This window comes from Leucobacter celer subsp. astrifaciens, from assembly GCF_001273835.1.
In the GTDB taxonomy this organism is placed as follows: Bacteria; Actinomycetota; Actinomycetes; order Actinomycetales; family Microbacteriaceae; genus Leucobacter; species Leucobacter celer.
In genome coordinates, this window is record NZ_JHEI01000132.1 from 68,961 (window position 1) to 92,976 (window position 24,016).

General features: G+C 67.0%; 34 protein-coding genes. 30 read left to right on the forward strand and 4 right to left on the reverse strand.

What is annotated here, in order from left to right:
- Positions 1-28 precede the first annotated feature (28 nt).
- Both AMS65_RS01190 and AMS65_RS01195 read right to left on the reverse strand, forming a co-directional pair.
- Positions 29-865 (reverse strand): phosphosulfolactate synthase, encoded by an 837-nt coding sequence (locus AMS65_RS01190; RefSeq protein WP_053382351.1) that lies wholly within the window; start codon positions 863-865, stop codon positions 29-31.
- 25 nt (positions 866-890) lie between these two features.
- Complete coding sequence (locus AMS65_RS01195; protein WP_053382352.1) at positions 891-2,264, reverse strand: MmgE/PrpD family protein; 1,374 nt, start codon at positions 2,262-2,264, stop codon at positions 891-893.
- A 478-nt stretch (positions 2,265-2,742) separates the two neighbouring features.
- Between AMS65_RS01195 and rpsJ the strand changes: the two genes are divergently transcribed.
- The 29 genes from rpsJ (at position 2,743) to rplQ (ending at position 18,772) form a co-directional block, all read left to right on the forward strand.
- Entirely contained in the window at positions 2,743-3,051 is a 309-nt protein-coding gene (rpsJ, locus tag AMS65_RS01200; protein WP_010156393.1) for a 30S ribosomal protein S10, read from the forward strand.
- Positions 3,052-3,065: 14 nt separating this feature from the next.
- On the forward strand, positions 3,066-3,719 hold the full coding sequence (gene rplC / locus AMS65_RS01205; RefSeq protein WP_053382353.1) for a 50S ribosomal protein L3: 654 nt from the start codon (positions 3,066-3,068) through the stop codon (positions 3,717-3,719).
- 3 nt (positions 3,720-3,722) lie between these two features.
- Entirely contained in the window at positions 3,723-4,376 is a 654-nt protein-coding gene (gene rplD, locus AMS65_RS01210; RefSeq protein WP_053382354.1) for a 50S ribosomal protein L4, read from the forward strand.
- On the forward strand, positions 4,373-4,672 hold the full coding sequence (gene rplW, locus AMS65_RS01215) for a 50S ribosomal protein L23 (protein WP_053382355.1): 300 nt from the start codon (positions 4,373-4,375) through the stop codon (positions 4,670-4,672). The genes rplD and rplW overlap by 4 nt, the downstream gene beginning before the upstream one ends.
- Positions 4,673-4,694: 22 nt before the next feature.
- Positions 4,695-5,531 (forward strand): 50S ribosomal protein L2, encoded by an 837-nt coding sequence (gene rplB / locus AMS65_RS01220; RefSeq protein WP_053382356.1) that lies wholly within the window; start codon positions 4,695-4,697, stop codon positions 5,529-5,531.
- Between the two features lie 25 nt (positions 5,532-5,556).
- Positions 5,557-5,838, forward strand: a complete 282-nt coding sequence (gene rpsS, locus AMS65_RS01225) for a 30S ribosomal protein S19 (protein ID WP_025133706.1) — start codon at positions 5,557-5,559, stop codon at positions 5,836-5,838.
- A 25-nt stretch (positions 5,839-5,863) separates the two neighbouring features.
- Positions 5,864-6,244, forward strand: a complete 381-nt coding sequence (gene rplV / locus AMS65_RS01230) for a 50S ribosomal protein L22 (protein ID WP_053382357.1) — start codon at positions 5,864-5,866, stop codon at positions 6,242-6,244.
- A gap of 3 nt (positions 6,245-6,247) precedes the next feature.
- Complete coding sequence (gene rpsC / locus AMS65_RS01235; protein WP_024356779.1) at positions 6,248-7,006, forward strand: 30S ribosomal protein S3; 759 nt, start codon at positions 6,248-6,250, stop codon at positions 7,004-7,006.
- Positions 7,007-7,008: 2 nt separating this feature from the next.
- Positions 7,009-7,428, forward strand: coding sequence for a 50S ribosomal protein L16 (rplP, locus tag AMS65_RS01240; RefSeq protein WP_017885320.1), 420 nt, complete (start codon positions 7,009-7,011; stop codon positions 7,426-7,428).
- On the forward strand, positions 7,428-7,754 hold the full coding sequence (rpmC, locus tag AMS65_RS01245) for a 50S ribosomal protein L29 (protein WP_053382358.1): 327 nt from the start codon (positions 7,428-7,430) through the stop codon (positions 7,752-7,754). Before rplP ends, rpmC begins: the two co-directional genes overlap by 1 nt.
- Positions 7,755-7,756: 2 nt before the next feature.
- Positions 7,757-8,032 (forward strand): 30S ribosomal protein S17, encoded by a 276-nt coding sequence (rpsQ, locus tag AMS65_RS01250; RefSeq protein WP_053382359.1) that lies wholly within the window; start codon positions 7,757-7,759, stop codon positions 8,030-8,032.
- A gap of 32 nt (positions 8,033-8,064) precedes the next feature.
- The gene (gene rplN, locus AMS65_RS01255; protein ID WP_053382360.1) at positions 8,065-8,433 is read left to right on the forward strand and encodes a 50S ribosomal protein L14; all 369 of its coding nucleotides are present in this window, start codon (positions 8,065-8,067) and stop codon (positions 8,431-8,433) included.
- A gap of 4 nt (positions 8,434-8,437) precedes the next feature.
- On the forward strand, positions 8,438-8,800 hold the full coding sequence (gene rplX / locus AMS65_RS01260; protein ID WP_053382361.1) for a 50S ribosomal protein L24: 363 nt from the start codon (positions 8,438-8,440) through the stop codon (positions 8,798-8,800).
- Positions 8,800-9,360 carry a 50S ribosomal protein L5 gene (gene rplE, locus AMS65_RS01265; RefSeq protein WP_053382362.1) on the forward strand — a complete coding sequence of 187 codons (561 nt, stop codon included), beginning with the start codon at positions 8,800-8,802 and terminating at the stop codon, positions 9,358-9,360. Before rplX ends, rplE begins: the two co-directional genes overlap by 1 nt.
- 117 nt (positions 9,361-9,477) lie before the next feature.
- A complete protein-coding gene (gene rpsH / locus AMS65_RS01270; protein ID WP_053382363.1) occupies positions 9,478-9,876 on the forward strand; it encodes a 30S ribosomal protein S8 in 399 nt (132 codons plus the stop codon).
- Between the two features lie 6 nt (positions 9,877-9,882).
- The gene (gene rplF, locus AMS65_RS01275; protein WP_053382364.1) at positions 9,883-10,419 is read left to right on the forward strand and encodes a 50S ribosomal protein L6; all 537 of its coding nucleotides are present in this window, start codon (positions 9,883-9,885) and stop codon (positions 10,417-10,419) included.
- Positions 10,420-10,422: 3 nt separating this feature from the next.
- Complete coding sequence (rplR, locus tag AMS65_RS01280) at positions 10,423-10,797, forward strand: 50S ribosomal protein L18 (protein ID WP_053382365.1); 375 nt, start codon at positions 10,423-10,425, stop codon at positions 10,795-10,797.
- Positions 10,794-11,498 carry a 30S ribosomal protein S5 gene (gene rpsE / locus AMS65_RS01285; RefSeq protein WP_053382366.1) on the forward strand — a complete coding sequence of 235 codons (705 nt, stop codon included), beginning with the start codon at positions 10,794-10,796 and terminating at the stop codon, positions 11,496-11,498. The genes rplR and rpsE overlap by 4 nt, the downstream gene beginning before the upstream one ends.
- On the forward strand, positions 11,498-11,686 hold the full coding sequence (gene rpmD / locus AMS65_RS01290; RefSeq protein ID WP_053382367.1) for a 50S ribosomal protein L30: 189 nt from the start codon (positions 11,498-11,500) through the stop codon (positions 11,684-11,686). Before rpsE ends, rpmD begins: the two co-directional genes overlap by 1 nt.
- Complete coding sequence (rplO, locus tag AMS65_RS01295) at positions 11,683-12,144, forward strand: 50S ribosomal protein L15 (protein WP_053382368.1); 462 nt, start codon at positions 11,683-11,685, stop codon at positions 12,142-12,144. The genes rpmD and rplO overlap by 4 nt, the downstream gene beginning before the upstream one ends.
- A 391-nt stretch (positions 12,145-12,535) precedes the next feature.
- Positions 12,536-13,861 (forward strand): preprotein translocase subunit SecY, encoded by a 1,326-nt coding sequence (gene secY, locus AMS65_RS01300; RefSeq protein ID WP_053382369.1) that lies wholly within the window; start codon positions 12,536-12,538, stop codon positions 13,859-13,861.
- Complete coding sequence (locus tag AMS65_RS01305) at positions 13,858-14,469, forward strand: adenylate kinase (protein WP_053382370.1); 612 nt, start codon at positions 13,858-13,860, stop codon at positions 14,467-14,469. Before secY ends, AMS65_RS01305 begins: the two co-directional genes overlap by 4 nt.
- 3 nt (positions 14,470-14,472) lie before the next feature.
- Entirely contained in the window at positions 14,473-15,315 is an 843-nt protein-coding gene (map, locus tag AMS65_RS01310) for a type I methionyl aminopeptidase (RefSeq protein ID WP_053382371.1), read from the forward strand.
- Positions 15,316-15,525: 210 nt separating this feature from the next.
- Positions 15,526-15,747: a translation initiation factor IF-1 gene (gene infA, locus AMS65_RS01315; RefSeq protein ID WP_017885304.1), complete on the forward strand. Its 222-nt coding sequence runs from the start codon at positions 15,526-15,528 to the stop codon at positions 15,745-15,747.
- 68 nt (positions 15,748-15,815) lie between these two features.
- Positions 15,816-15,932, forward strand: a complete 117-nt coding sequence (gene rpmJ, locus AMS65_RS01320) for a 50S ribosomal protein L36 (protein ID WP_017885303.1) — start codon at positions 15,816-15,818, stop codon at positions 15,930-15,932.
- Between the two features lie 279 nt (positions 15,933-16,211).
- A complete protein-coding gene (gene rpsM, locus AMS65_RS01325; protein ID WP_053382372.1) occupies positions 16,212-16,580 on the forward strand; it encodes a 30S ribosomal protein S13 in 369 nt (122 codons plus the stop codon).
- A 48-nt stretch (positions 16,581-16,628) separates the two neighbouring features.
- A complete protein-coding gene (gene rpsK, locus AMS65_RS01330; RefSeq protein WP_017885301.1) occupies positions 16,629-17,027 on the forward strand; it encodes a 30S ribosomal protein S11 in 399 nt (132 codons plus the stop codon).
- 202 nt (positions 17,028-17,229) lie between these two features.
- Entirely contained in the window at positions 17,230-18,216 is a 987-nt protein-coding gene (locus AMS65_RS01335; protein ID WP_053382373.1) for a DNA-directed RNA polymerase subunit alpha, read from the forward strand.
- Positions 18,217-18,262: 46 nt separating this feature from the next.
- Positions 18,263-18,772, forward strand: a complete 510-nt coding sequence (rplQ, locus tag AMS65_RS01340; protein ID WP_053382374.1) for a 50S ribosomal protein L17 — start codon at positions 18,263-18,265, stop codon at positions 18,770-18,772.
- Between the two features lie 219 nt (positions 18,773-18,991).
- Here the strand turns inward: rplQ and AMS65_RS01345 are convergent, their stop codons facing one another.
- Positions 18,992-20,935 (reverse strand): acyltransferase family protein, encoded by a 1,944-nt coding sequence (locus AMS65_RS01345; RefSeq protein WP_053382375.1) that lies wholly within the window; start codon positions 20,933-20,935, stop codon positions 18,992-18,994.
- A gap of 171 nt (positions 20,936-21,106) precedes the next feature.
- Here AMS65_RS01345 and AMS65_RS01350 point away from each other — a divergent pair, with 171 nt between their 5' ends.
- A complete protein-coding gene (locus tag AMS65_RS01350; protein WP_053382376.1) occupies positions 21,107-22,345 on the forward strand; it encodes a flavin reductase family protein in 1,239 nt (412 codons plus the stop codon).
- Positions 22,346-22,647: 302 nt separating this feature from the next.
- Here AMS65_RS01350 and AMS65_RS01355 read toward each other — a convergent pair whose 3' ends face one another.
- Positions 22,648-23,964 carry a glutamine synthetase family protein gene (locus tag AMS65_RS01355; protein ID WP_053382377.1) on the reverse strand — a complete coding sequence of 439 codons (1,317 nt, stop codon included), beginning with the start codon at positions 23,962-23,964 and terminating at the stop codon, positions 22,648-22,650.
- Between the last annotated feature and the right edge of the window lie 52 nt (positions 23,965-24,016).

Below are 24,016 nucleotides of genomic sequence, written 5' to 3' on the forward strand. Positions count from 1 at the left end.
CCTGCGCGAGCAGCCCCGCGGGACCCCGTCACGGCGCGGGGTTGATCACCCTGCCCCAGGTGCTCTTGTTGCCCCAGATGTTCTGGCGGAGACCCTCCAGCTGCAGGATCTGGCTGTGGTCGACGAAGAGGTTCACCTCGTTGCCGTAGTTCTTGACGTACCACTCGAAGACCGGTCCGTCGGCGGCCTCGAACATCACGTTCTCGAGCCCGAGCCCGTTGATGATGGAAGCTGCGGCGCCGGTGTCCCACTCGGTGACGTTCTCGGTGATGCCCTCCGACTCGATCATGATGATCGAGGCGCCCGCGTCGAGCGCGCGCCTGCCGCGGTCCACGAGGTCGCCGATGTCCTTCTTGCTCTCGGCGGCCAGCTCGGCCTCGCTCGAGTCGCCGCCGGATCCGATCTGGAGGCCCAGCTCGGGCTTGGCCTTGAGGCCGGCCTTGACCACCTTCTCCACGAGGCGCAGCAGCCCCGAGGTGTTGAGCATGATGAAGCCGGTGGAGATCTCGATGACGTCGAAGCCGACCTCTTTCGCCTCTTTGAGGTAGTGATCGACCGCGTCGTCGCCGTAGCGCAGCACGGTCTCGATCCAGCCGCCGGAGGAGACGTATGATCCGTGCTCGTGGGCGATGTCGCTGAAGGCGCGGACCTGCTCGGTGGGGACGAGCGAGAACGAGCCGCCGGCCCACTTGATGCCGTCCACCCACTGGCCGGCGACGTCGAAGACGTCCTGCAGGTGGCGGGTGCCGAAGGTCGCGTAGTAGGGGGCGCGGATCTCGGTCACACCGAAGGTGCGGGGTTTCGCCGGGCGGTACGCCCTCGGGACGAAGTTGAACGAGACGTCGTGCGGTACTGCGTTGCTCATGGTGTTCCTCTCTTTCGGGTGGTGTCTACCGCCGCGTGCTGGAGACGCGGGCGAGGGCGGCGGTCAGCTCGGAGACGGGACGGTCCTCGAGGGTGCGCACGATCTCCGCGATCTCCTCGCGCAGCGCATCGCCCGTGAAGGGCGTGACGAGGGAGTCGAACTTCACACGAGCAGCGGCCCAGTCGAGCGGGTTGTCGTGGAAGCCGTGGTAGCTGTCCTGCGAGGATCGGAACACCGTGCCGTCGGCCAGCACGACCTCGAGATCGGCCGGCATCTGGTCGGGGAAACGATCCGAGAACTCCTGCCTGGGAGTGATCTCGATCCTCGTCATCAGACTCTGCACGTCGGCGGCGATGATCCGCTCCGGCTCGTACTGCGCCGGGGTCAGGTGTCCGTCGAGCAGGACGGCGGCGAGCATCCAGGGAAGCGAGTGGTCGGCCTCCTCCTTGTTGCGCACCAGCCGCTTGTCGCCCTCCTCGCCGCCGCCGATGATGGAGTGGGCGACGTCGAAGGTCGCCAGGCGGACCCTCTCGACGGCTCGGGCGTTGAAACCGTCCTGCGCGCGGATGTCCTGCGCGGCGTCGAGCGCCGACTGCGAGTGGATCTCGGCGTTGTGCTTCTTGATGATGGTGCGGCGCACGCTCTCGAGATCCTCCTTCGACCAGTCGATCTCGAAGGGCCCCGCGATGGAGTCCTTGAAGCCCTTGTTGCCCTCGAAGACCGCTTCGGGACCGGTGATGCCGCGCGACGCGAGCAGTGCGGCGAAGACCCCCTCCTTCGAGACGTGGGGGTAGGCGAGGCCCTTCCAATTGCTCAGATTGCCGGTGCGGGTGACGCGCAGAGCCACGTTCGCGGTACCGGCGATCGCGACGGCGTTCGCGATCTGATCGGCGGGCAGGCGGAGGGCCTTCGCCGCTGCGGCTGCGGCCGCGAAGGCGCCCTGCGTGGTGTGGTCGAAGCCCTTCGCGCGCACCGGGGCGACGTCGGACAGCCGGGTGTGCACCTGGTAGGCCACCGCGAATGCGGTGAGGAACTCGGCGCCCGAGGCGTCGACGCTCTCCGCGGCCGCGAGAACCGCACCCAGGTTGTCGGAGGGATGGTTGGTCTCTCCCTTGGCCAGGTACGAATCCATGAAGTCGAGGTAGCGGCTCAGCGCACTGTTGAAGAACGCTGCGCGTTCGGGGCTCGTCCTGCCGCCGCCGATGAGCGTCGCCGACGGGGCGCCGCCGAGATCCTCGAGCAGGCCCCTGATCGCGACGATCGGCTCCGCATCGAGCGCACCGATCGCGACGCCGAGAGTGTCGAGCACGCGGATCTTGAGCTGTTCGAGCGCCTCGGGGCTCAGCTGCTCCCAGCTCGCCTCCGAGACGAAACGGGCGAGATCCTGTGATTCGGTCATCTTCTCTCCAATCATCGGATGAATATTAGGCCTACCTAAATTACATACCCAAAGTATCTCGACGTCAAGATACTTTTGCTGTGCATCGGAGCCGTTCGCCGGCGCCCGAGGGGTCGCGACACGCCCGGGTTGCATCGAAGCGGGTGGGCGTGCGAGAATAGACAGGTTCAGTACTCCGCCCTTCGGTGCGGGTCACTGCCAGGTAGTGCATAGCCGCTCCGGTACGCCGGGGTTCGGGCTAGGCCGCGGGTAGCGAACAACTACCCGCACGCCAGTCGGCGGCCAGACGCGAGTCCGGCCGTCTTCGTGTGTGCGGGGCCGTGCGAAAGCGCGTTTTGACAGGTGAACAGAGACCCAGCACGTGGTGCCCACCGGCACCTCACTGCCAGGGCGCTGGTACGTAAGACGTCCAATGCCGCCATCCCCTGCGACAAGCTCGGGGCGAGCGGTACGACGCAAGTAGAAAGTAGAGAGTCACATGGCGGGACAGAAGATCCGCATCCGACTGAAGTCGTATGACCACGAGGTCATCGACAGCTCCGCACGCAAGATCGTCGACACGGTGACCCGCGCGGGTGCGACCGTGATCGGCCCCGTGCCGCTCCCCACGGAGAAGAACGTGATCGCCGTGATCCGTTCGCCCCACAAGTACAAGGACAGCCGCGAGCACTTCGAGAAGCGCACGCACAAGCGCCTGATCGACATCGTCGATCCCACCCCGAAGGCCGTCGATTCGCTCATGCGTCTCGACCTGCCTGCCGACGTCAACATCGAGATCAAGCTCTAAGGGGGGATCCGGACATGTCAGCAGTACGTAACGTGAAGGGTCTCCTGGGCACCAAGCTCGGCATGACTCAGGTGTGGGACGAGAACGGCAAGGTCGTTCCCGTGACCGTCATCGAGGTGGCTCCCAACGTGGTCACCCAGATCCGCACCCCCGAGGTCGACGGCTACAGCGCCGTGCAGATCGCCGCGGGTCAGATCGACCCCCGCAAGGTGAACAAGCCGAGCGCCGGCCACTTCGAGAAGGCCGGGGTCACGCCCCGCCGCCACCTCACCGAGGTGCGCACGTCGGACGCGTCCGAGTACGCGCTCGGCCAGGAGCTCACCGTCGACGGTACCTTCGAGGCCGGTCAGCTGATCGACGTCGTCGGCACGTCGAAGGGCAAGGGCTTCGCCGGTGCCATGAAGCGTCACAACTTCTCCGGCGTCGGCGCGTCGCACGGCGCACACCGCAACCACCGCAAGCCGGGTTCGATCGGCGGCGCCGCGACCCCCGGTCGCGTGTTCAAGGGCCAGCGCATGCCCGGTCGCATGGGTGGCGAGCGCGTCACCGTGCAGAACCTGACCGTGCAGGCGATCGATGCCGAGAAGGGCCTCATCCTCGTCAAGGGTGCGGTTCCCGGTGCTCGCGGCCGTCTCGTTTTCGTTCGCAACGCAGTGAAGGGGGCGTAGTTCATGGCTACCGCTACCAAGCTCGAGGTGCTCGACGCCAAGGGTAAGAAGGCCGGGTCGGTCGACCTTCCCGAGTCGATCTTCGCCGTCGAGACCAACGTCCCGCTGATCCACCAGGTGGTCACCGCTCAGCTCGCCGCTGCGCGTCAGGGTACGCACAAGACCAAGAACCGCGGCGAGGTCTCCGGTTCCGGCGTCAAGCCGTTCAAGCAGAAGGGAACCGGCCGCGCCCGTCAGGGTTCGGTCCGTGCTCCCGAGCACCGCGGCGGCGGCGTCGTGCACGGCCCGGTGCCGCGCGACTACGCTCAGCGCACCCCCAAGAAGATGATCGCTGCGGCTCTCCGCGGTGTGCTCTCGGACCGCGCTCGCGGAGGCCGTCTGCATGTCGTCGAGTCGTTCGGCATCGGCGACAAACCCAGCACCAAGGCCGCTCGCGAGTTCCTCGCCTCGGTCGCGCCGGGCAAGCGCGTGCTCGTGGTCGTCGACCGCGAGGACGAGGTCACCACGCTCAGCGTGCGCAACCTGCCTCAGGTCCACGTGCTGTTCGCAGATCAGCTCAACGCCTACGACGTGGTTGTCAGCGACGATCTCGTCTTCACCAAGGCAGCCTTCGACGCATTCGTCGGCGGCCGTGCCGCCAAGGAGGAAACGAAGTGAGCCTGAACAAGTCCGCACACGACGTCATCATCCGCCCCGTCGTCTCCGAGAAGAGCTACGGCCTCATCGACGCCAACGGCCAGTACACCTTCGAGGTGCAGCCGACCGCTTCGAAGACCGAGATCAAGCTCGCGATCGAGCAGGTGTTCAACGTGAAGGTCGCCAAGATCAACACGCTGACCCGCAAGGGCAAGACCCGCCGCACGAAGTTTGGCCTGGGCAAGCGCAAGGACACCAAGCGCGCCATCGTCACGCTGAAGTCGGGCTCCATCGACATCTTCACGGCTGCGCTGTAGAAGGGGCGAAGAGGAACACAACATGGCTATTCGCAAGTACAAGCCGACGACCCCGGGTCGTCGCGGCTCGAGCGTTGCTGATTTCGCTGAGATCACCCGCTCGACGCCCGAGAAGTCGCTGCTCCGCCCGCTCCCCAAGACGGGTGGCCGCAACAACCAGGGCCGCATCACCACTCGCCACATCGGCGGTGGACACAAGCGCCAGTACCGCGTCATCGACTTCCGTCGCAATGACAAGGACGGCGTGAACGCCCGTGTCGCGCACATCGAGTACGACCCGAACCGCACCGCGCGCATCGCGCTGCTGCACTTCGAGGACGGCACGAAGCGCTACATCGTCGCGCCGAACAAGTTGAAGCAGGGCGACATCGTCGAGTCGGGTCCCGGCGCCGACATCAAGCCCGGCAACAACCTGCCGCTGAAGAACATCCCGACCGGTACGGTGATCCACGCGATCGAGCTGAAGCCGGGCGGGGGAGCGAAGCTCGCTCGTTCCGCCGGCGCCTCGGTGCGTCTCGTGGCGAAGGACGGCCCCTACGCCCAGCTGCGTCTGCCCTCGGGCGAGATCCGCAACGTCGATGCGCGCTGCCGCGCGACCGTCGGCGAGGTGGGCAACGCCGAGCAGTCGAACATCAACTGGGGCAAGGCCGGCCGCATGCGCTGGAAGGGCGTACGCCCGACCGTGCGCGGTGTTGTCATGAACCCGGTGGATCACCCCCACGGTGGCGGTGAGGGCCGCACCTCGGGCGGTCGTCACCCGGTCAGCCCCTGGGGTCAGAAGGAAGGCCGTACGCGTCATCCGAACAAGGAAAGCGACAAGCTCATCGTGCGTCGCCGACCGACCGGCAAGAAGCGTTAAGCGGCAGGTAGGAAGAGAGTAGAAGATGCCTCGTAGTCTCAAGAAGGGCCCCTTCGTCGACAACCACCTGCTGAACAAGGTGGTTGTCCAGAACGAAGCCGGCACCAAGAACGTGATCAAGACCTGGTCGCGCCGTTCGATGATCATTCCGGCCATGCTCGGCCACACCATCGCGGTGCACGACGGTCGCAAGCACATCCCGGTGTTCGTCACCGAGACCATGGTGGGTCACAAGCTGGGCGAGTTCGCGCCCACGCGCACCTTCCGTGGTCACGTGAAGGACGACAAGAAGGGCCGTCGCCGCTAAGCGGTGACGTGAAGGAGGAAGAGAAATGGTGGAGTCGATCGCACGCGTGCGTCATATCCGCATCACCCCCCAGAAGGCCCGTCGCGTCGTTGACCTGATCCGCGGCAAGAACGCGCAGGAGGCCCTGGCCATCCTGAAGTTCGCCCCGCAGGCCGCCTCGGAGCCGATTTTCAAGCTCGTCGCCTCTGCGATCGCGAACGCGCGAGTGAAGGCCGACAAGGAGAACCTGCGTCTCAACGAGGACGAGCTGGTCATCGCTCGCGCCTTCGTCGACGAGGGCGCAACGCTCAAGCGTTTCCGCCCCCGTGCACAGGGTCGCGCATTCCGCATCAACAAGCGGACGAGCCACATCACCGTCGTTCTGCAGACGGCCGATGAGCTCGCCGCCGTGAAGAAGGGAGCCTAAGGTATGGGCCAGAAGATTCATCCCTACGGCTTCCGCCTCGGGATCACCACCGACCACGTGTCGCGCTGGTTCTCGGACTCGACCAAGAAGGGTCAGCGTTACGCCGACTACCTGGCCGAGGACATCAAGATCCGCCAGCACCTGACGAAGCAGCTCGATCGCGCCGGCGTCTCGCGCGTCGAGATCGAGCGCACCCGTGATCGCGTCCGCGTGGATATCCACTCGGCGCGTCCCGGCATCGTCATCGGCCGCCGCGGCGCCGAGGCCGAGCGCATCCGCGCCGACCTCGAGAAGCTGACCGGCAAGCAGATCCAGCTCAACATCCTCGAGGTGAAGAACCCCGAGGCCGACGCCCAGCTCGTCGCGCAGGGCATCGCCGAGCAGCTCGCCGCTCGCGTGGCATTCCGCCGCGCGATGCGCAAGGGCCTGCAGGGCGCCCAGCGCGCCGGTGCCAAGGGCATCCGCATCCAGGTCTCCGGCCGCCTCGGCGGCGCCGAGATGAGCCGTTCGGAGTTCTACCGCGAGGGTCGCGTGCCGCTGCACACCCTTCGCGCGAACATCGACTACGGCTTCTACGAGGCGAAGACCACCTTCGGTCGTATCGGCGTGAAGGTCTGGATCTACAAGGGCGATCTGACCAATAAGGAACTCGCTCGCGAGCAGGCGGCCCAGAAGCCGTCGCGCGACCGCGGCGATCGTCGCCGTGCGCCCCGTGGCGCTCAGGCCGAGGCTGCACCCGCTGCAGCAGGAGCGGAGAAGTAAGCATGCTGATTCCCCGTCGAGTCAAGTACCGCAAGCAGCACCACCCCAGCCGCAGCGGTCAGTCGAAGGGCGGCAACACGGTCGCCTTCGGTGAATTCGGTATCCAGGCACTGACCCCCGCCTACGTGACGAACCGTCAGATCGAGTCCGCTCGTATCGCGATGACCCGTCACATCAAGCGCGGTGGCAAGGTGTGGATCAACATCTACCCGGACCGTCCCCTCACCAAGAAGCCCGCGGAAACCCGCATGGGCTCCGGTAAGGGCTCGCCCGAGTGGTGGGTGGCCAATGTCAAGCCGGGCCGCGTCCTCTTCGAGGTCGCCGGTGTCGATGAGCAGCTCGCTCGTGAGGCGCTCACCCGCGCCATCCACAAGCTGCCTCTGAAGGCCCGCATTATCAAGCGCGAGGAGGGCGACGCGTAATGGCGATCGGTACCAAAGAACTGGCCATCACCGAGCTCGATTCCTTCGAGGACGAGCGTCTGGCCGAGGAGCTCAAGAAGGCCAAGGCCGAGCTCTTCAACCTTCGTTTCCAGTCGGCCACCGGCCAGCTGGAGAGCCACGGCCGCGTGCGTCAGGTGAAGCGCGACATCGCCCGCATCTACACGGTGCTGCGCGAGCGCGAGCTCGGTATCCGGGTCACCCCGGCCGCCGCCCCTGCTCCCGCGAAGGCGAAGAAGAGCAGCAAGAAGACCGAGCAGGCGGCAGACACCGCCGACTCGGCTAGCACCGAGACGAAGGAGGCCTGACGATGGCTGCTGAGGTCGAGAAGGAACAGCGCGGCTACCGCAAGGCCCGCCGCGGCTACGTCGTCAGCGACAAGATGGACAAGACCATCGTCGTCGAGGTCGAGGATCGCGTGAAGCACCCGCTCTACGGCAAGGTCATGCGCCGTTCGTCGAAGGTGAAGGCCCACGACGAGCAGAACACCGCCGGCATCGGCGATCTCGTACTCATCCATGAGACCCGTCCGCTGAGCGCTTCCAAGCGCTGGCGTCTGGTCGAGATCCTCGAGAAGGCGAAGTAAGCCCTTCGGCTTACTGAGTGAAGGAGTAACAAGTGATTCAGCAGGAATCCCGACTCAAGGTCGCCGATAACACCGGCGCCAAGGAGTTGCTCACGATCCGTGTGCTCGGGGGATCGAAGCGTCGTTACGCCGGTCTCGGCGACACGATCGTCGCGACCGTCAAGGACGCGATCCCCGGCGGCAACGTGAAGAAGGGCGACGTCGTCAAGGCCGTCGTCGTTCGCACGCGCAAGTCGACCCGTCGTGCCGACGGTTCGTACATCGCGTTCGACGAGAACGCTGCCGTCATTCTCAAGGCAGACGGGGAGCCCCGCGGCACCCGTATCTTCGGGCCGGTCGGTCGTGAGCTGCGCGATAAGCGGTTCATGAAGATCGTCTCGCTCGCACCGGAGGTGATCTAGTCCTATGGGCGCAAAGATCAAGAAGGGTGACCTCGTCGAGGTCATCTCGGGTCCGTCGCAGGAGCGCGGCGGCTACAAGGGCAAGCAGGGCCACGTCATCGAGGTCCTGTCCGAGAGCGATCGCATCGTGGTGGAGGGCGTGAACTACGTCACCAAGCACGTGCGCGTCGGCCAGTCGGAGCGCGGCACCCGCGAGGGAGGGATCGAGACCGTCGAGGCCCCGATCCACGTCTCCAACGTCGCCGTCGTCGACCCCGAGACCAAGAAGCCGACTCGAGTGGGCTTCCGCGTCGAGGAGGTCGAGAAGGACGGCAAGAAGAAGACCGTTCGCGTGCGCTACGCCAAGAAGTCTGGGAAGGACCTCTAATGACTGAGACCAAGGTTCAGCCCCGTCTCAAGCAGAAGTACCGGAACGATATCGTTCCGCAGCTGCGCGAGGAGTTCAGCTACGCCAACATCATGCAGGTTCCCGGCATCGTCAAGGTCGTCGTGAACACCGGTGTCGGCGATGCGGCTCGCGACAGCAAGGTGATCGAGGGCGCTATCGCGGATCTCATCAAGATCACCGGCCAGAAGCCCATGGTGACCAAGGCCCGCAAGTCCATCGCGCAGTTCAAGCTGCGCGAGGGTCAGGCCATCGGCGCGCACGTCACCCTCCGGGGCGACCGCGCGTGGGAGTTCCTCGATCGCCTGGTCAACCTGTCGCTGCCCCGTATCCGCGATTTCCGCGGCCTCTCGGCCAAGCAGTTCGACGGAAACGGCAACTACACCTTCGGATTGACCGAGCAGAGTGTGTTCCACGAGATCGATCAGGATAAGATTGATCGGGTGCGCGGTTTCGACATCACTGTCGTGACCACCGCGAAGACCGATGACGAGGGTCGTGCGCTGCTTCGTGCGCTCGGCTTCCCGTTCAAGTCCGAATAACTGAATAGTCCAAGCGGCGAGGGTGCCCGGGAGTTTCCCGGGCACCCGATCCGTGTGTCACCCAGGTCGCACTCCGCGTAACGGTGTGTGATACCAGGCGAGAAAGAAGAGTCACTCATGACTATGACTGATCCGGTCGCAGATATGCTGACCCGGCTGCGCAATGCCAATTCTGCGCATCATGAAGACGTTTCGCTTCCCGGCTCGAAGCTGAAGGAGCGGATCGCAGAGATCCTCAAGCGCGAAGGCTACATCAAGGACTGGAAGGTCGAGGCCGCACGCGTCGGAACGACCCTCACCATGTCGCTGAAGTACGGCCCGAACCGCGAGCGCTCGATCGAGGGCATCAAGCGCGTGTCCAAGCCCGGTCTCCGGGTGTACGCGGGCTCCACTGAGATCCCGAGCGTGCTCGGCGGTCTCGGCATCGCGATCCTGTCCACCTCCTCGGGGCTCCTCACCGACCGCGAGGCTGAGCAGAAGGGCGTCGGCGGGGAAGTCCTCGCCTACGTGTGGTAAGCCGTCATGTCACGTATTGGTAAGCTTCCCATCACCGTCCCCGGTGGTGTAGACGTCAAGATCGAGGGCCAGAAGGTCACGGTCAAAGGTTCGAAGGGCGAGCTGTCGCTCGTCGTCGCCGAGCCCATCCGCGTTGCTCTCGAGGACGGCCAGGTGCTGGTCACCCGTCCCGACGATGAGCGCAACTCCCGAGCGCTGCACGGTCTGACCCGCACGCTCATCAACAACAACATCATCGGCGTCACCGAGGGCTACGTGAAGCAGCTCGAGGTCGTCGGTACGGGCTACCGTGTGCAGCAGAAGGGTGCCGGCCTCGAGCTCGCGCTCGGCTTCTCGCACCCCGTGAACGTCGACGCCCCCGAGGGCATCACCCTCGCGGTCGAGGGCAACACCAAGATCACGGTGAGCGGGATCTCGAAGCAGGCGGTCGGCGAGGCCGCCGCCAACATCCGCAAGCTGAAGAAGCCGGAGCCCTACAAGGGCAAGGGCATTCGCTACGCGGGCGAGAACGTCCGTCGCAAGGCAGGAAAGGCTGGTAAGTAACCCATGGCCGCTTCAGTGTCTCGGGCTAAGGGCCGTTCGGCTGCGCGTGTGCGCCGCCACGCCCGCCTGCGTAAGAAGATTGTCGGTACGGAGGCTCGTCCCCGTCTTGTGGTGAACCGCTCGGCTCGCCACGTATTCGTCCAGGTCGTCGATGACTCGAAGGGCATCACCGTCGCTTCGGCCTCCACCATGGAAGCCGATCTGCGCTCCTTCGAGGGCGACAAGACGGCGAAGGCCCGCAAGGTCGGCGAGCTCGTCGCCGAGCGCGCGAAGAGCGCCGGTGTCGGCGCCGTGGTGTTCGACCGCGGTGGCAGCAAGTACGCGGGTCGTGTCGCGGCGATCGCCGACGGCGCTCGCGAAGGGGGGCTGACCCTGTGAGCAACGAAACGAAGGAGCAGGAAGTGTCTGCAGAGGCGACTGAGACCCAGGCCGCTGCGGCCCCGGCTCAGGATCACCGCAACGAGCCCCGCGAGCAGCGTCGCGGAAGCCGCGATCGCGGCACCCGTGGCGAGCGCGGCGGTCGCGACCGCAGCGAGAGCCAGTTCCTCGAGCGCGTCGTCACCATCAACCGCGTCTCGAAGGTCGTCAAGGGCGGTCGTCGCTTCAGCTTCACCGCGCTCGTGGTGGTCGGCGACGGCAACGGCACCGTGGGTGTCGGCTACGGCAAGGCGAAGGAGGTGCCCCTCGCCATCTCCAAGGGTGTCGAGGAGGCCAAGAAGAACTTCTTCCGCGTGCCCCGCGTCGGCAGCACCATCCCGCACCCGGTGCAGGGCGAGGCCGCAGCCGGCGTCGTTCTCCTGCGTCCCGCGGCAGCGGGTACCGGTGTTATCGCCGGTGGCCCGGTTCGCGCCGTGCTCGAGTGCGCCGGCATTCACGACGTGCTGAGCAAGTCGCTCGGCTCGTCGAACACCCTGAACATCGTGCACGCGACCGTCGAGGCGCTGCAGCAGCTCGAGGAGCCCCGCTCCGTCGCAGCCCGCCGCGGTCTCGACTTCGACCGCGTCGCCCCGGCTCGCATCGTGCGCGCCGAGGCGAAGGCCGCGGCCGACGCTGCCGCGAAGGCAAAGGCAGGTGCGTAATGGCGAAGAGCCTGAAGATTACGCAGACGAAGTCCGTTATCAGTGAGAAGCAGAACCAGCGCGATACGCTGCGCAGCCTCGGCCTCAAGAAGATCGGCCAGACGGTCGTTCGCGAGGACACCAAGGCCAACCGCGGCTATGTGCGTGCTGTCGCTCACCTGGTAGAGGTTGAGGAGGTCGACGCATGAGCGACAAGAACGAAGAGCGCGAGCAGGTGCTCAAGGCGCATCACCTGCGTCCGGCTCCGGGCGCCAAGAAGGCCAAGACCCGCGTGGGTCGCGGCGAGGCGTCGAAGGGCAAGACCGCGGGTCGCGGCACCAAGGGCACCAAGGCCCGCTACCAGGTGAAGGCCGGCTTCGAGGGTGGGCAGATGCCGCTGCACATGCGCACCCCGAAGCTGCGCGGCTTCAAGAACCCGTTCCGCACCGAGTACCAGGTGGTGAACGTCGCCAAGCTCGCAGAGCTCTACCCGAAGGGTGGCGAGGTCACCGTCGAGGATCTCGTGGCCAAGGGCGCCGTCCGCAAGAACCAGCCCGTCAAGGTGCTGGGCGACGGCGACCTGCAGGTCAAGCTCGTCGTGCAGGTGGACAAGGTCTCCGGCTCGGCCGAGCAGAAGATCGTCGCCGCCGGCGGAGAGATCAAGTAAGGGCCCTCCGGGTCCGAACACCTCGAGGATGACTCGAGCAGCGGGGGCGTGGCGGAGTCGGCATTCGTGCCGCTCCGCCCACCCCCGCTTTTTCTTCACACCAGCCCGGCTCTGAGCTGAACTCGCGCTGTGGCGCGAGGACGGAAGCGCAGGCGAGCGCACAGTTTCGCCCGTAGCCTTTTAGAACTCGCGCTGTAGCGCGAGGACGAAGCGGCGGCGAACGCTGCGCGTTCCCCCTTAGCCAGCTTTGTTCTTGCTCGCGCTGTAGCGCGAGGACGAAGCGCGGTGAACGCTTCGCGTCCACCTTTAGCAGCTTCGTCCGTGTAGGCTGGTGCAATCGGTTTCTCGTCGTCAGGCGAAGGCCCCTAACGACGTTCCCAGGAGGCAGATTTTGTTCAGCGCCATCGGACGGATCTTCCGGACTCCCGATTTGCGGCGAAAGATCGTTTTCACGCTCGCGATCGTGTCGCTGTTCCGGCTCGGATCTTTCATCCCGGCTCCGTTCGTCCAGTTCGACAACGTGCAAGCCTGTCTGGTCGCCAACCAGTCCGCCGGAACCTCGGGCCTCTACGACATGATCAACCTGTTCAGCGGCGGCGCGCTGCTGCAGCTGTCGATCTTCGCGCTGGGCATCATGCCCTACATCACGGCGTCCATCATCACGCAGCTGCTGCGTGTGGTCATTCCGCACTTCGAGGCGCTGCACAAGGAGGGCCAGGCCGGTCAGGCCAGGCTGACGCAGTACACGCGCTACCTCACGATCGCGCTCGCCGTGCTGCAGTCGACCACGCTCATCACCGTCGCCCGCTCGGGCCAGCTGTTCGGTGCGGCCGCGAACCAGGCCTGCCAGAACCTCGTCTCGCAGGAGTGGTGGGCGATCCTCATCATGATCATCACGATGACCGCCGGCACCGGCCTCATCATGTGGTTCGGCGAGCTCATCACCGAGCGCGGCATCGGCAACGGCATGTCGCTGCTGATCTTCACCTCGATCGCCGCGACCTTCCCCAACGGCCTCTGGGTCATCAAGGAGGCGCAGGGCTGGGAGACGTTCTTCCTGGTACTCGCGGTCGGCCTGGTGGTCGTCGGCGCGGTCGTATTCGTCGAGCAGTCGCAGCGCCGCATCCCGGTGCAGTATGCGAAGCGCGTCGTCGGCCGCCGCACCTACGGCGGCAGCAGCACCTACATCCCGATCAAGGTGAACATGGCGGGCGTGATCCCCGTCATCTTCGCATCGGCGATCCTCTACCTGCCGATGCTGATCACCCAGTTCAACCAGCCCCAGATCGGCGAGGAGCCGAAGGAGTGGGTGGTCTGGGTGCAGAACAACCTCGTGTACGGCGATCAGCCGATGTACATGCTCGTCTTCTTCCTGCTCACGATCGGCTTCACCTTCTTCTACGTGCAGATCACCTTCAACCCCGAAGAGGTCGCCGACAACATGAAGCAGTACGGCGGATTCGTCCCGGGCATCCGCGCGGGCCGACCGACCGCGGAGTACCTCAACTACGTGCTCACCCGTATCACCAGCGCGGGCTCGCTCTACCTGGGCCTGATCGCGCTCCTCCCGCTCATCGCGCTGTCGTTCTTCGGCGCCAACCAGAACTTCCCGTTCGGTGGTGCCTCGATCCTCATCATCGTGGGTGTCGGTCTCGAGACCGTGAAGCAGATCGACGCCCAGCTGCAGCAGCGCCACTACGAAGGGCTTCTCAAGTGACGGATTCATCGACGGAACGCACCACCGCGCGACTGCTCATCATCGGTCCGCCCGGCGCAGGCAAGGGCACCCAGGCCTCCCGCATCGCCGAGCGCTACGGGGTCCCCGCGATCTCCACCGGCGACATCTTCCGCGCCAACATCAAGGGCGGAACCGAGCTCGGCCGTCGGGTGCAGGCGATCATCGAGGCCGGAGAGCTCGTGCCGGACTCACTCACGAACGAGATCGTGGCCGATCGCCTGGCCCAGGCCGACGCGGCGAACGGCTTCCTGCTCGACGGCTACCCCCGTACCGTCGACCAGGTGCACGCCCTCGACGGCATGCTCGAGGGCTCTTCGCTCGACGCGGTCGTGCTGCTCGAGGCCGACACCGACGAGGTCGTGGCGCGTCTGCTCAAGCGCGCCGAGCTCGAGGGCCGCGCCGACGACACCGAGGCCGTGATCCGTCACCGGCAAGAGGTGTACGCGGAGCAGACCGCACCGCTCATCGAACTCTTCTCGGAGCGGGGCATCCTCGTGAGCGTCGACGGTCTCGGCACCGTCGACGAGGTCGCGGAGCGCATCGCCTCCGGCCTCGACGCCCGCCTCTCGGCGACGGCGGGGCGCTAGCCGGTGGCCCGCAGAGGGGTGCTGCGTCGGTCGATCTACAAGTCTCCGGCGCAGCTGCGGCTGATGATCGAGCCCGGTCTGGCGACCGGTGCGGCGCTGACGGCGATGCGCGCGGCTGTTCGCCCCGGCATCAGCACCCTCGAACTCGACGCGATCGCGGAGGACGCGATCCGGTCCCGCGGCGGTGAGCCGAACTTCATGCTGGAGCCCGGCTACCGGCACACCATCTGCGCCAACGTCAACCAGCACGTGGTGCACGCGATCCCGACCGAACGCGGGCTCGAGCCGGGCGACATCGTCGCGCTCGACGCCGGCGCCGTGGTCGGCGGGTGGCACGGAGACGCGGCGTTCTCCGTGGTGCTGCCGGATCCGACTCGACCCGAGCACACGGCCGGGATCGAGAAGCTCAGCGATGTCACGGAGCAGGCCATGTGGCGCGGGATCGCGCGCCTCGCGACCGCGTCCCACCTGGGCGAGGTCGGGGAGGCCGTGTCTGCCTACGTGCGCGCCAACAGCGACTTCGGTGTGCTCGAGGACTACATCGGGCACGGCATCGGGCGCAGCATGCACGAGGATCCGCCGGTGTTCAACGTGCCCGTCAGGCGCCGCGGACCCGAGGTCAAGCCGGGGCTGGTCGTCGCGATCGAACCGATCATCTCGGCGGGCGGGATCGAGACCTACGTCGAGGACGACGACTGGACGGTCACCATCGCCGACGGATCGATGAGCGCGCAGTGGGAGCACTCGGTCGCCGTGCACCGCGACGGCATCTGGGTGCTGACCGCCGAGGACGGCGGGGCCTCCGGCCTCGAGCCGCTCGGCGTGAAGCCGGTTCCGATCCCGTAGCGACCCGGTCGGGCGGGCTCCCATTCCGGGAGGAACGAGGGAAGCCCGGTCGGATGCATGTTGCGCGAGGTCGGATTCAAGGGTATTCTTGATCTTTGGTGCTTTGCGCTTGTTTTCGCGTTCGCGGATTGGGACTCCAGTTCAGCGTTCTCGAGGCTGCGCAGAGCATTCGCAAGACCAGCACACACCTACGCAAGCGATAGTGAGGCTATGGCGAAAAAAGACGGCGTCATCGAGATCGAGGGACAGGTTGTCGAGGCTCTGCCGAACGCGATGTTCCGCGTCGAGCTGACCAATGGACACAAAGTTCTCGCCCATATCTCGGGCAAGATGCGTCAGCACTACATCCGGATCCTCCCCGAGGATCGGGTGATCGTTGAGCTGACGCCCTACGATCTGACCCGCGGCCGCATCGTCTACCGCTACAAGTAGGTCGCTGGAAAGTAACGGCTCGCGGCGTCCCGCGAGTACGAGGACAGCGAACAACTGAAGGAAACATCATGAAGGTCAAGCCCAGCGTCAAGCCGATCTGCGATCACTGCAAGGTCATCCGTCGCCACGGCCGCGTCATGGTGATCTGCAAGAGCAACCCGCGCCACAAGCAGCGCCAGGGCTAGCAGGTCGTCATCCCGAGCGACGACCGAGCCGCGTGATCTCTACGAGATCCCGCGATTCGCGAGTTCGCGCAGGATGCGGGTCTGCATCGTGCAGAGCACTCACAACTGAATACACCTCCAGCGCATCGAAGAACCTGCGCAGATTTCTCAGGGGCGAACGCATCGCGTTCAACCGAAATCTGCGGTGAGCCCACAAGCTCACTCCAGGGGACACCTCGGGACGGAGGCCCGAACCCCCGATACGCACCAAACCTCCATGAACCGCCAAGGAGAGCCAACATGGCACGTCTTGCAGGAGTCGACATCCCGCGCGACAAGCGCGTTGAGATCGCACTCACGTACATCTACGGGGTCGGCCGCACCAGCGCGCTGAAGACCCTCGCCGACACCGGGATCGACGGCAACATCCGCGTCAAGGATCTCAGCGACGACCAGCTCGTCGCGCTCCGCGACTACATCGAAGGCAACTTCAAGGTTGAGGGCGACCTCCGCCGCGAGGTCGCAGCCGACATCCGCCGCAAGGTCGAGATCGGCAGCTACCAGGGTCTCCGCCACCGCAAGGGCCTGCCCGTGCATGGTCAGCGCACCAAGACGAACGCTCGTACCCGCAAGGGCCCGAAGCGCACCGTCGCCGGCAAGAAGAAGTAACAGCCGGTCCACTCGACCATCACACAGAGCTTTTCAGGAGAACACTCAATGGCTGCACCAAAGACGGCGGCTCGCAAGCCGCGTCGCAAGGACAAGAAGAACGTGGTCGTGGGCCAGGCCCACATCAAGTCGACGTTCAACAACACGATCGTTTCGATCACCGACACCACCGGTGCCGTGATCAGCTGGGCCTCCTCGGGCGGCGTCGGCTTCAAGGGCTCGCGCAAGTCGACCCCGTTCGCCGCTCAGCTGGCCGCCGAGTCCGCCGCTCGCAAGGCGCAGGAGCACGGCATGAAGAAGGTCGACGTCTTCGTGAAGGGCCCGGGCTCGGGTCGCGAGACGGCGATCCGCTCGCTGCAGGCCGCGGGTCTCGAGGTCGGTTCGATCACCGACGTCACCCCGCAGACGCACAACGGCTGCCGCCCGCCGAAGCGTCGCCGCGTCTGAATTGATTGCCAAGCCGACTGCGGTCGGCTTCGACTGCCGCCTCCGGCGGCATCGGGGCACCACGATCGACATCGGCGAATGCTAGCGGCTTCCGGTCGCGACGGGATAACCGTTGCGGCCGGACGCCGAGGCTGTTTCAGTCCTTCCCTTTCCCATCAACGCATGAGTCATATAGCGGACTCCAGCGAAAGGACCACACACAGTGCTCATTGCACAGCGACCCACTCTGACTGAAGAATCGATCTCCGAGTACCGTTCGCGCTTCGCCATCGAGCCGCTCGAGCCCGGCTTCGGCTACACGCTCGGCAACTCGCTGCGTCGCACCCTGCTCTCGTCGATCCCGGGCGCGGCCGTGACGAGCGTGCGCTTCGAGGGCGTCGCCCACGAGTTCACGACCATCCAGGGCGTGACCGAGGACGTCACCGAGATCATCCTCAACATCAAGGATCTCGTCGTCTCCAGCGAGCACGACGAGCCCATCACCGCCTACCTGCGCAAGACCGGCGCGGGCGAGGTGACCGCAGCCGATATCTCCGCTCCGGCGGGTGTCGAGGTGCACAACCCCGAACTCGTGATCGCGACCCTCAGCGACTCGGCCCAGTTCGAACTCGAACTGACGATCGAGCGCGGCCGCGGCTACGTCTCGGCCGTGCAGAACCGCAACGAGGACGCCGAGGTCGGCCGCATCCCGGTCGACTCGATCTACTCGCCGGTGCTGAAGGTGACCTACCGCGTGGAGGCCACGCGCGCGGGTGAGCGCACCGACTTCGACCGCCTCGTGGTCGACGTCGAGACCAAGCCCGCCATCAGCCCCCGCGATGCCATCGCTTCGGCCGGTTCCACCCTGGTGGAGCTCTTCGGCCTCGCTCGCGAGCTCAACACCGCGGCCGAGGGCGTCGAGATCGGGCCCGCTCCGGTCGAGGTCGTCACCGAGGGCGAGCTCTCGATCCCGATCGAGGATCTGGATCTCTCGGTGCGCAGCTACAACTGCCTGAAGCGCGAGGGCATCAACACGGTGAGCGAGCTCGTGGCGCTCTCCGAGGCGCAGCTCATGAACATCCGCAACTTCGGTCAGAAGTCCGTTTTCGAGGTGCGCGACAAGCTCACCGAGATGGGCCTGTCGCTGAAGGACGCCGTGCCCGGCTTCGATGGCGCGCAGTTCTACAGCTACGAAGACGACAACAACTAACGGTCCGGCACCGTCCCGCCCGATCGCACACTTACTGGAGTAAACAATGCCCAAGCCCACCAAGGGCCCCCGCCTCGGAGGCGGCCCCGCACACGAGCGCCTGATGCTGAACCAGATGGCCTCGCAGCTGTTCGAGCACAAGCGCATCCAGACCACGGAGACCAAGGCCAAGCGGCTGCAGCCCGTGGCCGAGCGCCTCGTGACCTTCGCGAAGCGCGGCGACCTGCACGCCCGCCGTCGGGTGATGCGCCAGATCCTCGACAAGTCCGTCGTGCACGAGCTCTTCACCGAGATCGCGCCGCTGGTCGAGAACCGCGAGGGTGGATACACCCGCATCGTCAAGACCGGCTTCCGCAAGGGCGACAACGCCCCGCTGGCCGTGATCGAGCTGGTGCTCGAGCCCGTCGCTCCGAAGGCCAAGGCCCCGAAGGCCGCCGCCGAGGCCCCTGTCGAGGAGCCGAAGGAGGAGACCGAGGTCGTCGAGGAGACCGCCGAGGCCCCGGCAGAGGAGGCAGCCGAGGCTGCTGAGGCTCCCGCCGAGGAGAAGGCCGAGTAGGCTCGCCTTTCCTGCGCTGAAGCGCCCCGCCCGTCATCGCGACGGGCGGGGCGCTTCGCGTATGCGCGTCTCCCGCGCTGGGCCCATCGGCCGAAATGCACGGATGAGCTCGCGGCTGCCGGCCCATCCGTGGCCCTTGTCTTTACGCGCGCCAGTAGTTGCTGCCTCGCGTCAGATTTGGTGACATCTACTGGCGCGCGAACGTCAGGGCGGCTCCGCTCAGCGGCGGGGGAGCGCGAAGCCGATGGCCTCGCCGGGCTGCTGCAACTCGTCGAGCGCCTGCTGCACCGACGAGGCGTAGATCTCGCCGCCGCTCGGGTTGGGGTGGATGTCGTCTCCCGCGAGTGCGTCGGGCACTCCCGCGACCGCCCCGGTCCAGTCGGCGACCACGACGCCGCGATGCGCGGCGGCGAAGTCGGCGAGCGCATCGTTGACGCCGGGGATCCAGTCCCGGTCGGCGTGGGCATTGACGAGCACGACGGGCCGGTCGCCCGCGGTCTGCCGGATCGCTTCGAGTTCGTCCGGCTGCACGGGGCCGTTCGTGCCCAGGCCGATCACCAGCACCGACCGCAGCGCACCCTGCGAGGAGAGGTCGGAGACGATCCCGACGCCCGCACCCATGCCGCGCGAGACCGCTGCGTCGACGGAGATGCCCGGCAGCGCCTGTTCGAGCTCCGGCAGGCTCGCGAGCATCACGGAGTCTCCGACGGCGCTGATATCGCGCCCATCGAGTGAGACGGGGAGCGGCGGGGCCGCCGTGCCGCCGTCCGCTTTCGAACCCTTCTTCGCGCTGCTCTTCCGCTTGCCCGCCGAGTCCTCGCCCCGAGCGGGCTCTTCGGCGGGGTCGGATGCTGTCGCTCCGCCGTCTGCAGGGGCGTTGCTCGGCTCGACGGCGCGTTGATCGAGTGCGGCCTGCCCCCGGGCGATCGCCTCGGCGGCGGAGCTCAGCTGCGGTGCGGTGGCCACGGCGTAGGCGGTGGCGGGCACGGTGACCGCGAGCACCGCGCCGAGACCCGCGGCGACGAGGCGCTGGCGGCGCGAGTGATCGCCGATCCGGAACAGCATCCGGAGCGACCTGCGCAGGCCGAACCGCCGCACCGGCTGCTCGACGAAGCTGTGCGACAGCGCGGCGAACAGCACCGTGACCAGCAGGGTGAGCACGGGTGCGATCCATCCGGTGCCGAACGCCGCCCCGAGGATGAGCAGCACCGGCCAGTGCCAGAGGTAGATGCCGTAGGAGCGCTCGCCTATCCAGCGCAGCGGCTGCACATCGAGTGCGGTGCCGATCCAGGCGCCCGGCCGGGTCACGCCCCAGACGATCGCGAGCGAGGCCGCGGTGGCGAGCTGGAAGCCGCCCTCGAAGCTCGCAGCGCTGCCCTCCGGCAGCGTCCAGGCCAGCCAGCCGAGCACGCCCATCCCGGCGAGGGCCGTGATGCCGTAGAGCAGCTGCCGTGGGACTCCCGGACGCCGGGGTTCGCCCGCATCGGCCGGACGGTGCAGCAGCATCGCCATCGCCGCCCCGAAGAGGAGCCCGAAGGTGTGGCTGTCGGAGCCGAAGTAGACCCGGGTCGGGTCGGCGCCGGAGACCGACAGCTCGAACATCAGCGCGGCGGAGCCGAGCCCCAGGGTGGCGAGCGGGATCGCGCGGGAGCCGCGCCCGCGCAGACGTACGAGGGCCAGCACGAGGAGGGGGAGCAGGATGTAGAACTGCTCCTCGATGGAGAGCGACCACGTGTTGCGGAACAGCTCCGGGGTGTCGCGCGTGAAGTAGTCGGCGCCGGTTGCGATGAAGACCCAGTTGCTGACGAAGAACGCTGCGCCGGCGAGCTGGGCGGCGATGCCGACGAGGAGATCGCCTCCGATCAGCAGCGCCGCCCCGGTGCTCACGAGCAGCACCAGAGCGAGAGCGGGCAGCAGTCTGCGCGCCCGGCGTCGCCAGAACGCTCCCAGGCGAATGCCGCCGCGCAGGTCGATCTCGCGCAGCAGCAGCGAGGTGATGAGGAAGCCGCTGATCACGAAGAAGACGTCGACGCCCAGGAACCCGCCGGGCAGCGCGCTCGGGAAGAGGTGGTAGCAGAGCACCAGGCCCACCGCGATGGCGCGGAGCCCGTCGAGACCGCCGAACCGGTCGGTCTGCGATGGGGGCGTGACGGAGGGAGCCATGGGGAGTCTTTCGGCGGGCGGGGAACAGGAGGGACGCTGCCGCGGGCGCCGCCACCCAGTGTACGCGCTCGCCGCGCACCCCCGCGGCGGTACCCGCTGCACGAAAGGGGGTGGGCATTTCGGCCTGCCGCACAACGACGGCGCGGTGCGGGGATCGGCAGAATGAGGGCCATGAACAGCAGTGCACAGCTATGGCAGCAGGCGGCGACCCCCGGGGCGCCGGGCGCGCAGGAGGCTCGCGAGAAGTCGGCCTGGTGGCGGACGGTGCTCGGGGAGTACCCGACCGGGGTGACGGCGATCACCTCCGTCGACGCCGCCGGCGATCCCGTCGGCATGGTGGTGGGCACCTTCACCGCCATCTCGGAGGACCCGCCCCTCATCGGCTTCCTGCCGGCGGCGAACTCGCGCACCTTCACCGACATCAGGCGCAACGGCACGTTCTGCGCGAACGTGCTGGGCTACGAGCACGAGGATCTCTGCCGGCGCTTCGCCGCGCGCTCCGAGGACCGCTTCGACTCGGAGCACTGGGAGACGTCGGAGCTCGGCAACCACCGCCTCGTCGACGCCGTCGCCTGGTTCGAAGGGAGGATCGTCGACGTCACGGAGGTCGGCGACCACTTCTTCGTGGTCGCCGAGGTGACGGGGCTCGGGGTGGGCGACGGGAGCGCCGGCCTGCCGCTGCTCTTCCTGAAGGGAGGATACGGATCCTTCACGGTGCCCTCGCTCACCTTCGACGTCCCCGGCTTCAGCGGTCAGCTGCGCGCGGCGGAGAGCGTGCGCGACGTCGTGCAGGAGCTCGCCGACGAGACGGAGACCGAGTGCCTGCTGTCCACGCTCGTCGACGACTCCGTGCTCGTGCTCACGGCTGCGAACCTGCTGCCGATCCGGCCGCGCAACGGCATCGTCGGCATGAACTTCCCCTTCGCCGCGCCGCTCGCGCCGGCGCTCGCGGCGTGGACCAGCGCCGAGGGGCTGAAGCTCTGGGAGGAGAACTCCCGGCACCTGCTGGGGGCGGTGGACCGCCCGCTGATCGCGCGCCTGCTCGCCTGGGTGCGCGAGCGCGGCTACGCGACGACGGTGGGCGAGAGCTCGGTCGGCTTCGACGAGATCGTCAACGACCCCGCGGCGTCGCGGGTCGAGCTCTCGGACGCCTGGAACGCGGTGAAGGCCAACCTCGGGCACGTGCTCGACGGGAGCGTGCCCGGACCCGACGGAGAGGCGGTGCCGCTGACCTCGCTGCAGTTCCCCGTGTTCGACGCGGACGGGCGGGCGCAGTTCGAGCTTGTCGTGTCGGGCTTCGATCCGCACCCCTCCGAGGAGGCGCTTCAGGCGCTCGTGACGCGCGGGAAGACGGCGGCGGCGACGCTCACGGAGCTCGTCGGCGGGGTGGCTGCGCCGGATTACCGCTGAGCGGGGCGTTTCGGGAGGACATCACGGATCTCAGGGTCTGGCGGTGGATCCTGCGATGCTTCGGCTCGTCGCACCGGCGCAGTGGCGCCGCCACGGATCGCGCGAAATCGCTGGCGCGATTTCTCTCAAGCGATCCGTGCTCGCTCAGCACACCGCTCCTTCGTCGCGCAGGATGACGGGCAGAGGGGCGTGCTCGCACAGGATACGGGTAAAGGGGACCGATCAGGAAAGGGCCTCCGGGCCGCGGGATCTCCGCGGCCCGGAGGCCCTTTCCTCGGCGGCGTCCGGCGTCCGCCGTCCGCTCAGACGTGGGAGTGGTAGGTGTTCCACTCCCAGTCGGTCACCGAGCGGGCGTAGTTGGCGGCCTCGCGCATCTTGATGGCCGAGTAGATGTCCACGAACTCGGAGCCGAAGCCGCTGGAGAGCAGCTCGTCGGCGCGCAGCGCGGCGACGGCTTCGTCGAGGGTGCGGGGCAGGCGCTCCCCGGTCGCGACCGGCTCGAGCCCGCGGGTGATGCCGTCGCGGGCGGCGTGCAGCATGGCGGCGAGCAGCAGGTGCGGGCTGGCGCTCGCGTCGCCGGCGCGCAGCTCGACGCGGGTCGCCTTGCCGCGCTCGGCCGGGATACGCAGGTAGGTGTACCGATTGTCCTCGCCCCAGTTTGCCGAGTCGGGAGAGAGGCCCTCGCCGTGGAGGCGCTTGTAGGAATTCACGGTGGGCGAGGTGAAAGCCGTGAGCGCGGGCGCGTGCGCCTGCAGGCCGCCGAGCACGTGGCGCATGGTGTCGTTCAGCCCGTCTCCGGCGAGCACGTTGCGGTCGCCGTCCCACAGCGAGAGGTGCACGTGGAGGCTGCTGCCCTCTTCGCCCTGGATCGGCTTCGCCATGAAGTTGGCCGAGTAGCCCTCGATCGTGGCGAGCTCCTTGAGCGCGGTCTTAAGGAGGAAGACGTCGTCGGCCGCGGTGAGCGTCGGTGCGTGACGGAGGTTGACCTCGAACTGGCCGGGAGAGAACTCGCGATTGAGCACCGTGACGTGGATGCCGAAGTCGATGAGCTGGCGGTGGATGCGGCCGAGCACGCCCTTGGGGTCGGTGATACGGTCGATCGTGTACGAGACGCCGTCGAGGCTGTAGGGGGTGCGGGTCGCGCGGCCCGCCGCATCGCGCTCGAAGAGGTAGAACTCGGGCTCTCCGGCAGCGACGCCGGTGAGCCCGTGCTCGTCGGCCATCGCCCGGATCGCGCGCTCGAGCTGACCCCGGGCGCAGAGCTGCGAGGCCGAGCCGTGCTCCCTCAGCGTGGACATGAGCCAGACGGAGTCCGGTTCCCAGGGCGGCACGAAGGCGGAGGCCGGGTCGACCTCGGCATGCAGATCGGGATGCCCGGCCAGCTGTGGGAACTCGGTCTCGTCGACCGGTACGCCGAACAGATCCTCCGCCACGCTCATCTTCGAGTAGGCGACGCCGTCGAGCACGGAGTCGAGCTCCGAGACCGGGTACTGCTTGCCGCGCTGCCGGCCGAAGAGGTCGGGGTGGATCACGCGGATCACCTTGATGCCGCGTGCCAGCAGGCGGTCGAGATGCTCGAGGTCGGCGCCCCGTTCGGCGCGAGGAGTGGCGGATGTCATGGTGTCGGGTCCTCTTGTTCCGTGTGTGACCGAGGTCGGGTGGACCGCTTCG

Coding starts and splice junctions, on each gene's coding strand:
- rplX (WP_053382361.1), top strand. CDS start 8,438: ATGGGCGCAAAGATCAAGAAGGGTGACCTCGTCGAGGTCATCTCGGGT.
- rplP (WP_017885320.1), top strand. CDS start 7,009: ATGCTGATTCCCCGTCGAGTCAAGTACCGCAAGCAGCACCACCCCAGC.
- infA (WP_017885304.1), top strand. CDS start 15,526: ATGGCGAAAAAAGACGGCGTCATCGAGATCGAGGGACAGGTTGTCGAG.
- rpmJ (WP_017885303.1), top strand. CDS start 15,816: ATGAAGGTCAAGCCCAGCGTCAAGCCGATCTGCGATCACTGCAAGGTC.
- AMS65_RS01190 (WP_053382351.1), bottom strand. CDS start 865: ATGAGCAACGCAGTACCGCACGACGTCTCGTTCAACTTCGTCCCGAGG.
- AMS65_RS01350 (WP_053382376.1), top strand. CDS start 21,107: ATGAACAGCAGTGCACAGCTATGGCAGCAGGCGGCGACCCCCGGGGCG.
- rplF (WP_053382364.1), top strand. CDS start 9,883: ATGTCACGTATTGGTAAGCTTCCCATCACCGTCCCCGGTGGTGTAGAC.
- rplE (WP_053382362.1), top strand. CDS start 8,800: ATGACTGAGACCAAGGTTCAGCCCCGTCTCAAGCAGAAGTACCGGAAC.
- rplR (WP_053382365.1), top strand. CDS start 10,423: ATGGCCGCTTCAGTGTCTCGGGCTAAGGGCCGTTCGGCTGCGCGTGTG.
- rpsJ (WP_010156393.1), top strand. CDS start 2,743: ATGGCGGGACAGAAGATCCGCATCCGACTGAAGTCGTATGACCACGAG.
- rplB (WP_053382356.1), top strand. CDS start 4,695: ATGGCTATTCGCAAGTACAAGCCGACGACCCCGGGTCGTCGCGGCTCG.
- rpmC (WP_053382358.1), top strand. CDS start 7,428: ATGGCGATCGGTACCAAAGAACTGGCCATCACCGAGCTCGATTCCTTC.
- rplQ (WP_053382374.1), top strand. CDS start 18,263: ATGCCCAAGCCCACCAAGGGCCCCCGCCTCGGAGGCGGCCCCGCACAC.
- rpsS (WP_025133706.1), top strand. CDS start 5,557: ATGCCTCGTAGTCTCAAGAAGGGCCCCTTCGTCGACAACCACCTGCTG.
- rpsC (WP_024356779.1), top strand. CDS start 6,248: ATGGGCCAGAAGATTCATCCCTACGGCTTCCGCCTCGGGATCACCACC.
- rplV (WP_053382357.1), top strand. CDS start 5,864: ATGGTGGAGTCGATCGCACGCGTGCGTCATATCCGCATCACCCCCCAG.
- AMS65_RS01345 (WP_053382375.1), bottom strand. CDS start 20,935: ATGGCTCCCTCCGTCACGCCCCCATCGCAGACCGACCGGTTCGGCGGT.
- rpsH (WP_053382363.1), top strand. CDS start 9,478: ATGACTATGACTGATCCGGTCGCAGATATGCTGACCCGGCTGCGCAAT.
- AMS65_RS01355 (WP_053382377.1), bottom strand. CDS start 23,964: ATGACATCCGCCACTCCTCGCGCCGAACGGGGCGCCGACCTCGAGCAT.
- rpsK (WP_017885301.1), top strand. CDS start 16,629: ATGGCTGCACCAAAGACGGCGGCTCGCAAGCCGCGTCGCAAGGACAAG.
- rplO (WP_053382368.1), top strand. CDS start 11,683: ATGAGCGACAAGAACGAAGAGCGCGAGCAGGTGCTCAAGGCGCATCAC.
- rpsM (WP_053382372.1), top strand. CDS start 16,212: ATGGCACGTCTTGCAGGAGTCGACATCCCGCGCGACAAGCGCGTTGAG.
- rplC (WP_053382353.1), top strand. CDS start 3,066: ATGTCAGCAGTACGTAACGTGAAGGGTCTCCTGGGCACCAAGCTCGGC.
- AMS65_RS01195 (WP_053382352.1), bottom strand. CDS start 2,264: ATGACCGAATCACAGGATCTCGCCCGTTTCGTCTCGGAGGCGAGCTGG.
- rpsQ (WP_053382359.1), top strand. CDS start 7,757: ATGGCTGCTGAGGTCGAGAAGGAACAGCGCGGCTACCGCAAGGCCCGC.
- rplD (WP_053382354.1), top strand. CDS start 3,723: ATGGCTACCGCTACCAAGCTCGAGGTGCTCGACGCCAAGGGTAAGAAG.
- rpmD (WP_053382367.1), top strand. CDS start 11,498: ATGGCGAAGAGCCTGAAGATTACGCAGACGAAGTCCGTTATCAGTGAG.